The following is a 13,441-nucleotide window of genomic DNA, read 5'->3' on the forward strand; positions in this document are numbered from 1 at the left end:
ATCGACATCCAATAAGTGCTGGTCTAAAATCCCGGTTGGAGTAGTATGTTCTCGCTCCTTGAAGGGAAAATATGTTGATGAGTGTAATAAAACCTCCAGAACAAGAACCAGCTTATCTTAAGCCGCTTCTCTCGTTCTGCCATAGACGACGCTATCCACAAAAAATCAACATTATTCACCCCGGTGATAAGGCGGATATTCTTTATTATCTGGTAGAGGGTTCTGTCACCGTCCTGATAGAGGATGACGAAGGGAAAGAGATCATTCTCACCTACCTGAACAAGGGTGACTTTATTGGTGAGATGGGGTTGTTTATCCCCCAGTCCAATCGCAGTGTACTGGTACGCACCCGTAGTGAATGTATGCTGGCTGAGATCAGCTATTCACGCCTGGAACAGCTGTTTGATGGCGAGCTGCAGCCTTTCAGAAAAGAGATTCTCTATGCGCTTGGCGGACAACTGACCCAACGGTTACTGGACACCAGCCGCAAAGTGGGACACCTTGCATTTCTTGACGTGACCGGTCGAATCGCAGGCAGCCTACTGGAACTCTGCAAACAGCCTGATGCCATAACCCACCCCGACGGCATGCAGATCCGCATTACCCGCCAGGAGATAGGGCGTATCGTTGGCTGTTCGCGTGAGATGGCTGGCCGAGTGCTTAAAAAGCTGGAAGAGCAGGGCCTGGTATACGTAAAAGGCAAAACTATCGTGGCATTTGGCACCCGCTGATCAGGCTGAGCAAGTTACCAAAAATCCGAAGATGGGTTATTGGAGATGCACTTCTTGCTGAAGATCATCCCCAGTGCCAAACTGCTTGTCCGGACCAGCTGACAACAGCTTATAGCGACCCTCAGAGGGCTCATAGCGAAACGCCATCCCCCAGCCATCCAACATATCTATCGCTGTAACCCCAAGATCCTGACTCAATCGGTCCAGAGTCACCTGGAATGGGTCAAAACCGGTGCCAAACTGAATCATCCATACCTTCACTGATTTTGTGAGGAGATCGAGACGCCGGTGCGTAGAGGAGAGGCCATCTCTGGTTTGATGACCGGCGCAACTTTTGCAACAGATATACCTTTATCCACAGAGGCTACCGAATCATCTTCGATCAGTATCGGGACAATAAGCCAAGCACTCACGATAACCAACAATACACCAGCCAGAGCCAGCAGTCGGGTACGTTTTGTTGCATCCAGACCACTTATTTTATTTTCTGTACCACTCCCTGCCGAACTTCGTTGTGCATAAATCTGTCCAGGGTTTCCGGTATCCTCCACTTTCTGTTCCTGCTTGCTTTCTTCCAATGGCGGCGGCGACTTCAGCACAATAGTCAAATCCGGCGATGCCCTTACCTCACCATTAGCAGTCACGCCTAGCGATAGAGGTGAGCTGTCATCATCCTCATCCATCTCTGGAAGATCCAGCTCAAGATGTGTAACTTCCTCCGATTCCTCTATTGCGTGGTCTGAGGCAGCGAGTTGCTTAGCCAACACCGGCTCAATGGCACATGCCACCCCATGTCTGACAAGTTTCTCCTGCAACTGCTCTGCCTTTTCCAGCCCCAACTCTTTTCGTATCCGAAAGCGTTCCCCGCCAAGCATACCAAGAGCCTGCTCCAATGGTATCCTAAGCAAACCGCTGAGCGATTCCGCTACAGTATCCCGGTTAAAACCATCTCTTGGCTTTCCACTGAGTACAATTCCTGAATTTCTGTGCATCCATTGTTCTGCTTTTTCGTTCCGTAAATCTACTACTAACAGGTTGTTTAGTTCTGCCAATGGCAGGCAAGTGGCCGGTTTACTCAGCAGCGTTACATGTTTAGGTATGAATATCCACCTTCAGCACCACGCCATCCACCCCGATAACCTTCACCTGCACACCCGCCGCACAATCCGAACCATGTATTTTCCAGGTGCTGTCATCCACCCGAATGCGGCCCTGACCATTTACGATCGGTTCATCCAGTGTAAACACCCGATCGACATACTGTTCGCCCCGCCGGTTGAGCTTGGGCTGATCGCTGACTGTCGGGTGTCGTTTCAGCACCAAGTGCCAAACCACTATACTGACAACGCTGAAAGCCGCGAACCCCAACAACTGATACTCCCAGGCCAACTCGGGCAACATCAGCAATAACAGCCCGACCACACCGGCGGCGATCCCCATCCAGAGAAAAAAGGCCCCCGGAGAGAAGACTTCAAGAATATTGCCTGGGAGACCATCAGGGTTGCTTCAGCTTCAGCCAGTCGTTCCCTTGCCTCGGCCTCCCTGAATGCAGCCTCTTTCTCGCCTTCGGCTTCAAGTATGGCTGCCTGTTTTTTACCCTCTGCCACAAGGATCTCAGACTGGCGCTGGCCATCCGACTCAAGGATCGCAGCACGTTTCTCACGCTCTGCTTTCATCTGCCGCGCCATGGCGTCAACCAGATCCCGTGGGGAGAAATATCTTTAATCTCGATCCGGGTCACTTTTACACCCCAGGGAGTGGTGGCATCATCCACTACATCCAGTAACCGTGCGTTGATCTGGTCACGCTTCGAGAGCAGCTCATCCAGATCCATGGAACCCATCACCGTACGGATATTGGTCATGGTGAGATTGAGAATGGCGTTGGTCAGGTTATTCACCTCATAGGCTGCCTTTGCTGCATCCAGAATCTGGAAAAAAACCACCCCATCCACAGTGACCATGGCATTATCCTTGGTGATCACCTCTTGTGACGGCACATCCATTACCTGTTCCATCATGTTGAGCTTGGCACCCACAGTATCGATCATCGGCACAAATCAGATTTAGGCCAGGATGCAGGGTCTTGGTATAGCGGCCAAAACGCTCAATAGTGTACTCACTTCCCTGGGGCACACGCTTGGCACCCAGCACCACGATAACCACGGCTAATACCACTACAATCAGGGCAAAAATATCCATCAGAATTACTCCAGTTTTTTATTCGCCTTGAAGTATACCCCACTCCTTCCGCTTTAAAACCACCAACGTGAACTCACATTCCGAGAGAAATTGGGAGCACGAAACAGTCTCCCCTGGATTGATTGCAAAGCTGCGATTCAGAAGTTGTGTAGCAAATATCAAAAATCAGGCTAGAATGCCCTCATTCAAAGCACCTGCCGGAATCCCTGCATGAGCACTTATCAAAAACCACCCAAGTCCCTGATGCGCAAGGTGGGCAAAGCCATTGCCGATTTTCAGATGATCCGCGATGGCGACCGAATTCTGCTTGGCGTTTCCGGTGGCAAGGACTCTTTATCACTGCTGCATACCCTGCTGCATCTGAAAAGCTATGCGCCGGTCAAATTTGAACTGGGTGTAATAACGGTAGACCCTGAAGTGGAGAGCTTCGAACCAGCTAAACTCAAACCCTATTACGAAGCATTGGGAGTCCCCTACCATTATTGCGAGCAACCGATTATGGAACAGGCAGAAAAACATATGGATGGGAATTCATTCTGCGCCTACTGCTCCCGCATGAAACGGGGGATCATGTACTCCACCTGCAGGGAACACCATTACAATGTCCTTGCTCTGGCACAACACTTGGATGATTTGGCTGAAAGCCTGTTGATGTCCATGTTCCATGGCGGCCAGCTGCGAACCATGAAAGCCCACTATCTGAATGATACCGGCGAAATCCGTATTATTCGCCCTCTGGCCTACTGCAGGGAAACCCTGACAACAGATTTCGCTACCGATACCCAACTACCGGTAGTATCGGACAGCTGCCCTGCCTGCTTCTCAGTCCCCACTCAGCGAGTGCATATGAAACAGTTGCTGGCCAGAGAGGAGGAGACAAACAAACATCTTTTCCCCAACCTGCTGCATGCCATGAAGCCGCTGATGGATGAGGTTCCGCAGGCTGATGATTGATTCAGATGTAATCCGTACCCAAGTGTATGCAGAAAGTAAGGCTGGCTCAAAACACCGTCATCCCGCGGCGTAGGCCGGAATCAAGAAAGGCGGCCATCATAGGAGATGTTGGATTACTGTCCACGCCGGGATAATAGCTGTCGCATTCAAATAATTTTCTACTAAAATGGTGTTGATTTGTGAATAAATCGATATTGATTTAGATTTTAATTATATTCTTATATTTTGAGACCGACTCATGAAATCCCTCTACACTATTACACTAACACTACTGATTTTTTCCGCCACGCTACAGGCGGGATCATCTCTGGAAACCGCTACAGCAGAGTACCGTGACCTACCCAGGGAATACCGTCTTGATGGCATTGTGGAGGCTATCAACCAATCCACTATGTCCGCCCAGACCGGTGGACAAATTGAAGATATCCTGTTTGATGTAGACGACTATGTGGAGAAAGGCGCACTCATTGTCCGCCTCAAAGACACCGAGCAACGCTCCCGTCTGGCCCGCGCGCAGGCCGATCTAAAGGCAGCCAAGGCCCATCTGCAAGATGCGCAACAAGAGTTTGGCAGGGTAAAAGAGATATTTGCTAGGAAATTGCTGTCACGCTCCGCCATGGACAAGGCCGATACCACGCTGAAAGCGGCAAAAGCAACCCGTGACGCAGCCAGGGCGGCATCGGACCAGGCCAAAGAGCAACTTGAATACACGCGGGTACGTGCTCCTTACTCAGGCATTGTCATTCAGCGGCACATGGAGGTAGGTGAAGTCGCCACGCCGGGACAGAAGCTGATCAGTGGCATCTCCCTGGATCAGCTTCGGGTCAATGTGGATGTCCCACAAAGCCTGATTTCCGCTGTTCGCACCACCGACAAGGCCAGTGTGCAGCAGCCAGGAAATGGCTATATCCCCGTGGTCAGGCTGGTCATTTTTCCCTTTGCCCAGCATGGCAGCAACACCTTCAAGGTGCGGCTGGATCTGCCCGAAGGAACCAAGCAGATGTTTCCGGGCATGTTCGTCAAAACCACCTTCGAGGTTGGCACCCGCAAAGCATTGCTGATCCCCGCCCAGGCGGTAGTCTATCGCAGCGAAGTCATCGGCGTCTACGTGATGCAGGCCAGCGGCAATATTATGCTGCGCCATATCCGTGCCGGGCATAAAGTCGGCAATGACATGATCAGTGTACTTTCCGGTCTGGATGAAGGGGAAAAAGTGGCACTGGATCCCATCGCGGCAGGCGCCGCACTGAAGGCGTTATTGTCGGAGAAGCGTCATGACTAGGCTGGGAATTTCCGGGAGCATTGCAAAGCGTTTTCTCACCTCAGAGATTACCCCTTTACTGGCCCTGGTGGGAATGCTGATCGGTCTGTTTGCCGTGATGGTAACCCCCCGCGAGGAGGAACCGCAGATCAATGTCACCTTTGCCAATGTCTTTATCCCGTTCCCCGGCGCAACTGCGTCGGAGATTGAACAGTTGGTGGCAACACCAGCGGAACAGGTACTCTCGGAGATAGAGGGCATCAAGCACATCTACTCCATCTCCCGCCCGGGCATGGCAGTACTGACCGTGCAATTTCGGGTGGGGGAGAACAGGACCGACGCCATCGTCAGCCTTTACAGCAAAATCTTCTCCAAGCAGGATTGGTTGCCCCAGAACCTTGGGGTAGGCCAGCCCATCATCAAGCCCAAGGGAATAGACGATGTCCCCATTGTTACCGTCACGCTCTGGTCGGACAATCCTGAAACGGGGGCATACCAGCTGGGCCAGGTGGCCCACGCCATCGAATCTGAACTGAAGCGGGTACCCGGCACCCGGGATATCTACACCATTGGCGAACCGACACAGGTGGTGAGTGTTCAGCTCGACCCCCAGGCACTGGCGGGCTACCAGATAGATTTGGCTGAACTGCGCCAGGCCCTCCAAGCAGGTAATACCGTCCGGGACGACCTGAGCATCACCCGCGACAACCGGGAAATTCTGGTTCAGGCGGGCACTTTTCTCACCCGGGCCGAAGAGATCGGCAACCTAGTGATAAGCAGCCAGAACGGCAGCCCGGTATTTCTTCGGGATGTCGCTACCATCAAGCATGGCGTAGATCAGCCGCAGCAGTATGTCTGGATCGGTGCAGGCCCTGAGGGCCATACCAAAGGGCTCAACTTTACCGGCACCCTGCCGGCAGTCACTATCGCCATTGCCAAGAAGCCCGGCAACAACGCGGTGAAGATCGCCGAGGCGGTGATTCACCGTTTTGATCAGCTGCGAGGCACCTTCATTCCTGACGGAGTAAATGCCACCATCACCCGTAACTACGGTGAAACCGCCGATGCCAAAGCCAAAAAACTGATCACCAAGCTGGTATTCGCCACCGCCTCGGTAGTGCTGCTGGTGTTGATTGCTCTCGGCTGGCGCGAAGCGATCATTGTCGGCGCCGCCGTGGTGGCAACCCTCTCCATCACCCTGTTCGCCTCCTGGGCTTGGGGCTTCACCCTCAACCGGGTCTCACTGTTCGCCCTGATTTTCTCTATCGGCATCCTGGTGGATGACGCCATTGTCGTAGTGGAGAATATCCATCGCCATCTCGCCCTCGGGACAAAGAATCTGCTGGAAGCCATTCCCCGCGCGGTTGACGAGGTGGGTGGCCCGACTATTCTCGCCACCTTCACGGTTATTGCCGCCCTGCTGCCGATGGCATTCGTCAGCGGCCTGATGGGACCCTACATGAGTCCGATCCCGATCAACGCCAGTATGGGCATGCTGATATCACTGATCGTTGCCTTCGTGTTTACTCCCTGGCTTACCTACAAGTTTCTGGCGGGCACCACAATCCATACCGGCAGCGGGGAAGCGGATACCGGCAACGGATGGCTAGACCGCCTGTTCACTGGCATTCTTAGCCCGTTCCTCGGAACCGGAAAGGCCCGCGGCCTACGCTGGCTGTTGCTGGCCGGCATCATGCTGCTGATTGCCGGCTCAATTGCATTAGTGGCAACCCAGTCGGTTGTTCTCAAAATGCTGCCGTTCGACAATAAGTCAGAATTCCAGGTAGTACTGGACATGCCCGAAGGCACCAGTCTGGAGCAGACCGCAAGAGTCTTGAGCGAGTTAGGTTCCTACTTGGGCAGCGTGGCTGAGGTGAGCGACTACCAAGTTTACACCGGCACCTCTGCCCCAATCAGCTTCAATGGACTGGTGCGTCAATACTATCTGCGTAATGGGGCGAATCTTGGCGACATCCAGGTCAATCTGGTGGACAAGGGAGCACGTGATCGTAAGAGCCATGAGATAGCCCAGTCGGTACGCGAACCGATCCAGGCCATTGCACGCCACTATGGCGGTAATACAAAGATTGTGGAAGTCCCTCCCGGCCCGCCGGTACTCTCACCTTTGGTGGGCGAAATTTACGGCATTGATTACGCAGGCCAGATTGCCGCTGCTAAAGAGTTTCGCCAGCTGCTTGAAACCACCGAGGATATCGTCGATGTGGATGATTCCGTGGAATTCCCGTCAGAAAAAATTCTGTTGAAAATCGACCGGACAAAAGCGGCGCGTCTGGGAGTCCCCCAAAGCAGTGTCGTGCAAGCGCTGGGAACCGTTCTCAACGGAGAGGATATGAGCTATCTGCACGACGAGAACAGCAAATATGCCGTGCCGATACGGGTCGGGTACAGCGAGGCGGACAAGGTCGACCTGGAGCAGGTTCTTACCCTGCGACTGAAGAGCAAAAACGGCAGTCTGGTGCCACTCTCCGAGATCGTTGAACAGGTTGAGAGCAGCCGCGAACACTCTATCCAACACAAAGACCTGCTACCGGTAGTCTATGTTACGGCCGACACGGCAGGAAAGACAGACAGCCCCCTCTATGGCTTGGCCAGTATCTCCTCCAGGCTGGATGAGCAAGGGGGGCTGCCACAGTGGTTCGTCTCCCAGCCGGACAATCCCTATGAATACAGCCTGAAGTGGGATGGCGAGTGGCAGGTCACCTATGAGACTTTCCGTGATATGGGCATCGCCTACTCAGTGGGCCTGATACTCATCTACCTGCTGGTGGTAGCCCAGTTTCGCTCTTACTTGATACCTCTGGTGATCATGGCGCCGATTCCGCTGACCATCATTGGAATACTGCCGGGGCATGCACTGCTGGACCGTCAGTTCACCGCCACCTCGATGATCGGGATGATCGCCTTGGCAGGTATTATCGTACGCAACTCGATTCTGCTGGTGGAGTTCATCAACCAGCAGGTAACAGAAGGCATGCCGTTTAAACATGCTGTCATTCACTCTGCTGTAGTCAGATCAAAGCCCATTGTTTTGACGGCACTCGCAGCTGTGGCCGGGGCCTTCTTCATCCTGGATGACCCTATTTTCAGTGGTCTTGCGGTAGCGCTTATCTTCGGGTTACTGGTCTCAACCGCACTGACGCTAATTGTGGTTCCGGTAGTCTATTATGCGGCTATGCATAATAAACTCGCAGACTGAATAGCACTTTCACAGGGGCGAAACCATCGTCATCCCGGGTCAGGCTGGGGTGACGGATGAAGCACTTAAGTGGGAATTTCTGCTTTCTTGAAAGAGTAAACCCCACCCAATCAAGGCACTTGAAACCTGAAGCCGCCGTTCAGCCAACCAGCCGTTCAACAATCCTGAACCCTGCCAGATAAGTACCAATTGCAGAACCCAGGGTACTGAACAGGAATACCAGCAGAGTGCGGGAGACGCGGTTACGCCACCACCCTTTGAGTGACGTCGTGTCATGGCGCAGTTCGCCAAAGTCACCCACTCGCGGTTTGTGCAGATAGATCTCCACAGCGGCAGTAACCATGCCCGCCCCAATCGTGGGGTTAAGGGAGGTGATGGGCGCAGCGATAAATGCCGTGGTCACTGTCAGTGGATGCCCCGCTGCAATGAGCGCCCCCAGAGCAGAAAGTGTACCGTTGATCAGCACCCACTCCATCACCAGTTGCCAACCAAGTTCCGGACTGCGGGCAAAACCAAGCCCAAAGCCGAGAAAGACCAGGGCAGCGATCAGCCAGGGGATTAGCCTGGGCCAGCGCTTAGGCGTAGGCAGGTGATCTAGTTCACTGATCACCTCTTCCGGTTTATCCGTACTGTCGGAGAGGTAGCGCGCTATACCCTTCATGTGACCAGCGCCAATCACTGCCAGGACATTTTCGTGGGAATGGGCGCTCACCTCTTGAACTAGTCGAGCGGCCATATAGCGGTCGCGCTCATCAATCAACGGTAAAAACAAATCCTGCCGCTCTTCCGCAAATTCAGAGAAAGTGCTTTCCAGCAGATCACCCTTTTTGAGACTCTCGATCTCCTCCTCACTCACTTCATCTTTTGAGATCACGCTGGCCAGCAGTCCGGCGAACAGCCCAAAACGCCGCCACCAGGGGACACTGTGCAAAACCCGCTTCAAGGTAACACCAATTTCACGGTCGATAAGTAACACAGGACTATGGTGCTCCTGAGCATGCTTGATGGCGATCCGCTGCTCAGCACCTGGTTCAATATCAAATTGATCGGCCAAACGTTGCTGGTAAGCACCCAAGGCAAGATTAGCTGCCACCATGCTGGCCTTACCTTGCTTGATCACATTGAACAGGTCCATCCGTGCCAGGGCATCCGGATCCAGAATTGCATTATAGCGGCTCGGGCAGAGTTCAACTGCCACTGCATCATAATCACCCGTAGACAGCAGCTCCTCCACCTTGTCGGCGCTCACCTTTGAAACATGGGCGGTACCCAGCAGGGTAATCCGGCTATCACCAACACGAATCTCAAGCTGCGGTTCTTGTTCAGGGCTGTCAGTCATCAATAGGCTCCATATATTGGTGGCGCATAATAACCCGCCGATAACGGCTTGTCGCCGCAGGAAGCGCTGAAAGCCAAAAGAGCACACAGCGTTTACTGTTTTCAGCAGGTAATTATTGCGGTATGAGAGTTATATCGACACGTTATGTGTGAAAAAAATAGTCAACACCCAAGAACCTCTGGTATTTAATTCCGGACGGCTTCTGATCCGTGACGCATTTAGTTACTATTTCCAGAATATCCGGGTTAACATGAGAAGATGGTCCCGATTCACAGGATGACCGAGATGCTGAAGCGTTCATTTCTTCTGATTATCGCCCTGTTCATGCTGAGCGGTTGCAAAACCCTGCTGACCCAAAAGGAGAGTGAAACATCCTTATTGGAAACCCTCAAAGCCTACGAAGCGACCATGCGCTGGGGATACCCCGGGCAAGCTTATAACTTTCTGCGCAAAGATTTAGCGGAGAAAACTGAAATACCAGCCACTCTGGAAAACATCAGGGTCACCGGCTATAAAGTCATCAGATCACCCATCAGGTCAGACGAAACCCTCGCCTCACAAGTTGCCGTGATCGGTTATGTCTTCGATGACCGACAGGTGGAAATCAGCCTCACCGACAGACAGCTCTGGGAATACGACAAAGAGAAAAAAACCTGGCTGCGGATTAATCCAATACCAGAATTAAAATAATGATCAATACCGTCTCCGGGCGACAGAGGCAGATCCTACTGACAATAGCCGCGTTCGTTATTGTAGTGGCCGGTATGCGTGAAGCTCAGCCGCTGTTAGTTCCGTTCCTGCTCTCTGGCTTTATCGCCATCATTGCCGCCCCCGCACTGTTTTTCCTGAAACAGCACCGCATACCAACGGGTGTTGCCTTACTGCTGGTCATCTTGACCATCATCGGCACCGGGATGCTGTTGGGAGTTTTGGTGGGCAGTTCTATTGATGACTTCTCTGCCCAACTACCTCTATATCAGGAGAAACTGCGCGGACAGACTTCATCTCTGCTGCAGTGGATCACCTCACTTGGCATACCTCTGCCTGAGCAGGCCTTCAGTAAATTCCTGGACCCTGGCAAGGCAATAAAAATGGCTGCACAGGGCCTCAACAGCCTGGGCAATCTGGTGACCAACACATTACTGATTCTGCTGACTGTGATCTTTATCCTACTGGAAGCATCCGGCTTTCCGGCCAAACTGCGGCGGATTCTCGGCAACCCAGAAGAGTCCCTCGTCCATTTCGAACAGTTCACCAAAAACATTAAATACTACATGGTAATCAAAACAGCCACCAGTCTGCTGACAGGTGTGGCGGTGGCGCTCTGGCTGACGGTGATCGGCGTCGATTATCCCGTGCTTTGGGGGGTACTGGCCTTCCTTCTCAACTACATACCGAATATCGGTTCTGTTATCGCCGCAGTCCCTGCGGTTCTTCTGGCCCTGATTCAGATCGGCACCGGTGCTGCCTTGTGGACGGGCGTTGGCTATCTCATCATCAACAGCTTGGTAGGCAATGTCATAGAGCCCCGCTTCATGGGCCGGGGGCTTGGACTCTCCAGCCTGGTGGTGTTCATCTCACTGGTCTTCTGGGGCTGGGTACTGGGTACCGTGGGCATGTTTCTCTCAGTCCCCCTCACCATGACAATAAAAATCGCGCTGGACAGTCGCGAAGAAACCCGCTGGATCGCCATCCTTCTGGGGCCGGAAGTCGATAAAGAGAAGCCAAAACCCACTGAATAGCGCTCTTTTCAGATCTCCTAAAAAAACGATGCAAAGTAGGCGCAGAGTCCGCAGAGAAAGGTTATGCTAAGCTGAACATCCTAGGTACACACTACACACTCTGCTCTGAGCAATTAAATTCATGCCATTAATATTCAGTCAAATTCCTGGTCGCCGAGAGCGACACTTGATGCGTAAACACAACAATCCACTTTTTCCTGAAGCGGAGAGAGAGGTCACCGAGCAGGGCCTGCTGGAAGCTCAGCGATTGGATCATGAAGAGCTGTCAGACTTTATTACCGGGTTTCGTACCCTCGTGCATAAGGCAGTAAAACTTCAGCCCAACGAGCAGAGCGAAGTAATACTGGAAATGAAAGAGAACCTGGATAAGGCCTACGAGCAGGCAGCCGGGCTGGCCGATGATCAGTCTGAAACCAAAGAGGCGATCAAAAAACTGTCGGCATTGATAATGAATGCCGTGCGTACAGGGGCAGGTACTGACCAGACAGCTCTCCAGGAACTGGACCAGGAAGAGCAGGCCCGCAGCGCGCATTTTGAACTCCTGGAACACCCTCTGGTCGCCGATCTTCTTAGCCCGGATTCCCCGGTCGCCGAGGCTAATTTAATGCCAACTTTACTCTCCGCATCGGATGAAGAGCTGACGGCGGCGCTGGCGCTGTTCGACAATGACCAGCTGATATTACTTTGCCAACAAGGTGAAGCGCTGTTTGAACTGACAGAAGATATACCGGAACAAGCAAAGAAACAGATCAAGCTGATCCAGAGCTTGCTGGCGTAGCGAGTGTTCTTCCAAAGCAGCTACACGACTCCCGCCTCTCCAGGTAAGCCTCTGTCAGGCCCCACATATCTCTCCCGTACCGGGCACACGCCATTTTGCCCATTGGCAAGGCACCCGTTAATAGTTCCAGACCAATAGTCAATCTCTTCAGGGGCAATTCCCATTATTGAGAAGCCCTGCTTTGCAACTGGCAGCAACATCTGGCAAAGCGTCCTGACATCTAGCCTACTCCCATCCAGCCAGATAAAAATTCTCCTTTGCCTGAGCAAAAGCCAGATGCTGTTCCGGGGTCAGCCATCTCGCCCATGGCACAAACAGTGCCGAAGAAAAAAGTCGAACTGGCAATGGCATCTTTCACTGTAGGCCTTGCCGGCACCACTCGGTGCTCAAGACGAAGATGTTGGGGGCTCCCCCTGCCTCATTAAAACCCACCAGAGGGCGATTCCAGCGCCAGACTGTACCGTTTTTATGCAGGCGCAGGTGAGATAGCTGCTCTATTGGCTCATCCATCAACCGCGGCAATAAAACCGGGTATCGCCGCAAATTCGCCCGGAAACACTCCATCACCATATCCTGTACATAAACCCGCTTGGTAGCGTCGGTATCCCCTACCGAAACAGCCTGTTCGAACAGTGGAATACGCGTCTCATCCCAAAGGTCTGCCCCAAACAGATAGGGCAAGTTGGCAGAGAGCGCCACCATGGGTGCGGAGATAATCTTAGCTGCATCATAAAAGCGTCCTGAACGTGCAGGATCAATTTTCAGATGTATCTGGAAAGAGGTCGTTGCCGATTCAAGCATCATATCATCATGCCGGAAATGCAGTTGGTCCCGACCGGCAACATCCACCTTCAGAGGGGCGCCATTTCGAAGACGACTCAGCTGCTCATCCATCGCCATGGAGACGCCTTGAGTCCATTTAGCTCAATATTAAAATGGGAAAGCTCAGGAACCACCAATCGATTGTCCAGCTTTTTCAGGAGTTCGGCATTAACCGAAACCGACCGTGCCTGATCATCCACCAGACAAGCCTTAAGCTCAAAACCGCCCACAACATCACATTCCGGGAAAACGGCTTCAGCAAACCAGCACTCGAGCGGGACGGTCTCTTGCGCCAGCTTCTCTGCAAATGCGGCAAAACCTTCTTGGGAAGAAGTGACTGTTCCCGATCTCCTATCCCACGCCAACCCCCTTGGCTAAAACAGCATCACCAAGTGC

General features: G+C 52.8%; 13 protein-coding genes and 1 pseudogene. 7 read left to right on the forward strand and 7 right to left on the reverse strand.

Annotation, left to right across the window (positions count from 1 at the left end; genetic code table 11):
- Window positions 1-77: 77 nt before the first annotated feature.
- A complete protein-coding gene (crp, locus tag MN084_RS16660) occupies window positions 78-731 on the forward strand; it encodes a cAMP-activated global transcriptional regulator CRP (protein WP_241085700.1) in 654 nt (217 codons plus the stop codon).
- A 36-nt stretch (window positions 732-767) separates the two neighbouring features.
- Here the strand turns inward: crp and MN084_RS16665 are convergent, their stop codons facing one another.
- The 4 genes and pseudogenes from MN084_RS16665 to MN084_RS16680 all read right to left on the reverse strand — a co-directional run.
- Window positions 768-980, reverse strand: a complete 213-nt coding sequence (locus MN084_RS16665; RefSeq protein ID WP_241085699.1) for a hypothetical protein — start codon at window positions 978-980, stop codon at window positions 768-770.
- An 8-nt stretch (window positions 981-988) separates the two neighbouring features.
- Complete coding sequence (locus tag MN084_RS16670) at window positions 989-1,639, reverse strand: hypothetical protein (RefSeq protein ID WP_330178194.1); 651 nt, start codon at window positions 1,637-1,639, stop codon at window positions 989-991.
- 184 nt (window positions 1,640-1,823) lie between these two features.
- Window positions 1,824-2,153: an NfeD family protein gene (locus tag MN084_RS16675; RefSeq protein ID WP_330178195.1), complete on the reverse strand. Its 330-nt coding sequence runs from the start codon at window positions 2,151-2,153 to the stop codon at window positions 1,824-1,826.
- Window positions 2,154-2,209: 56 nt separating this feature from the next.
- Window positions 2,210-2,932 (reverse strand): annotated as a pseudogene (locus MN084_RS16680) (SPFH domain-containing protein); the annotation flags it as partial.
- A 210-nt stretch (window positions 2,933-3,142) separates the two neighbouring features.
- On the opposite strand from MN084_RS16680, the gene MN084_RS16685 reads away from it, so the two are divergent.
- From MN084_RS16685 to MN084_RS16695, 3 genes are all read left to right on the forward strand, one after another.
- Entirely contained in the window at window positions 3,143-3,886 is a 744-nt protein-coding gene (locus MN084_RS16685) for a tRNA 2-thiocytidine biosynthesis TtcA family protein (protein WP_241085696.1), read from the forward strand.
- A 238-nt stretch (window positions 3,887-4,124) separates the two neighbouring features.
- Window positions 4,125-5,168 carry an efflux RND transporter periplasmic adaptor subunit gene (locus MN084_RS16690; RefSeq protein WP_241085695.1) on the forward strand — a complete coding sequence of 348 codons (1,044 nt, stop codon included), beginning with the start codon at window positions 4,125-4,127 and terminating at the stop codon, window positions 5,166-5,168.
- Window positions 5,161-8,364: an efflux RND transporter permease subunit gene (locus tag MN084_RS16695; RefSeq protein ID WP_241085694.1), complete on the forward strand. Its 3,204-nt coding sequence runs from the start codon at window positions 5,161-5,163 to the stop codon at window positions 8,362-8,364. Before MN084_RS16690 ends, MN084_RS16695 begins: the two co-directional genes overlap by 8 nt.
- 139 nt (window positions 8,365-8,503) lie before the next feature.
- Here the strand turns inward: MN084_RS16695 and MN084_RS16700 are convergent, their stop codons facing one another.
- Window positions 8,504-9,703: a TraB/GumN family protein gene (locus tag MN084_RS16700; RefSeq protein WP_241085693.1), complete on the reverse strand. Its 1,200-nt coding sequence runs from the start codon at window positions 9,701-9,703 to the stop codon at window positions 8,504-8,506.
- A 276-nt stretch (window positions 9,704-9,979) separates the two neighbouring features.
- On the opposite strand from MN084_RS16700, the gene MN084_RS16705 reads away from it, so the two are divergent.
- The 3 genes from MN084_RS16705 (at window position 9,980) to MN084_RS16715 (ending at window position 12,223) form a co-directional block, all read left to right on the forward strand.
- Complete coding sequence (locus tag MN084_RS16705) at window positions 9,980-10,393, forward strand: hypothetical protein (protein ID WP_330178196.1); 414 nt, start codon at window positions 9,980-9,982, stop codon at window positions 10,391-10,393.
- Window positions 10,393-11,445, forward strand: coding sequence for an AI-2E family transporter (locus tag MN084_RS16710; RefSeq protein ID WP_241085691.1), 1,053 nt, complete (start codon window positions 10,393-10,395; stop codon window positions 11,443-11,445). The genes MN084_RS16705 and MN084_RS16710 overlap by 1 nt, the downstream gene beginning before the upstream one ends.
- 169 nt (window positions 11,446-11,614) lie before the next feature.
- Window positions 11,615-12,223: a hypothetical protein gene (locus MN084_RS16715; RefSeq protein ID WP_241085690.1), complete on the forward strand. Its 609-nt coding sequence runs from the start codon at window positions 11,615-11,617 to the stop codon at window positions 12,221-12,223.
- A 354-nt stretch (window positions 12,224-12,577) separates the two neighbouring features.
- On the opposite strand, the gene MN084_RS16720 is transcribed toward MN084_RS16715, so the two are convergent.
- Window positions 12,578-13,117: a hypothetical protein gene (locus MN084_RS16720; RefSeq protein ID WP_241085689.1), complete on the reverse strand. Its 540-nt coding sequence runs from the start codon at window positions 13,115-13,117 to the stop codon at window positions 12,578-12,580.
- The gene (locus MN084_RS16725) at window positions 13,102-13,410 is read right to left on the reverse strand and encodes a hypothetical protein (protein WP_241085688.1); all 309 of its coding nucleotides are present in this window, start codon (window positions 13,408-13,410) and stop codon (window positions 13,102-13,104) included. The genes MN084_RS16720 and MN084_RS16725 overlap by 16 nt, the downstream gene beginning before the upstream one ends.
- Window positions 13,411-13,441 lie beyond the last annotated feature (31 nt).

This window comes from Candidatus Vondammii sp. HM_W22 (genome assembly GCF_022530855.2).
Classification (GTDB): Bacteria; Pseudomonadota; Gammaproteobacteria; order Chromatiales; family Chromatiaceae; genus Vondammii.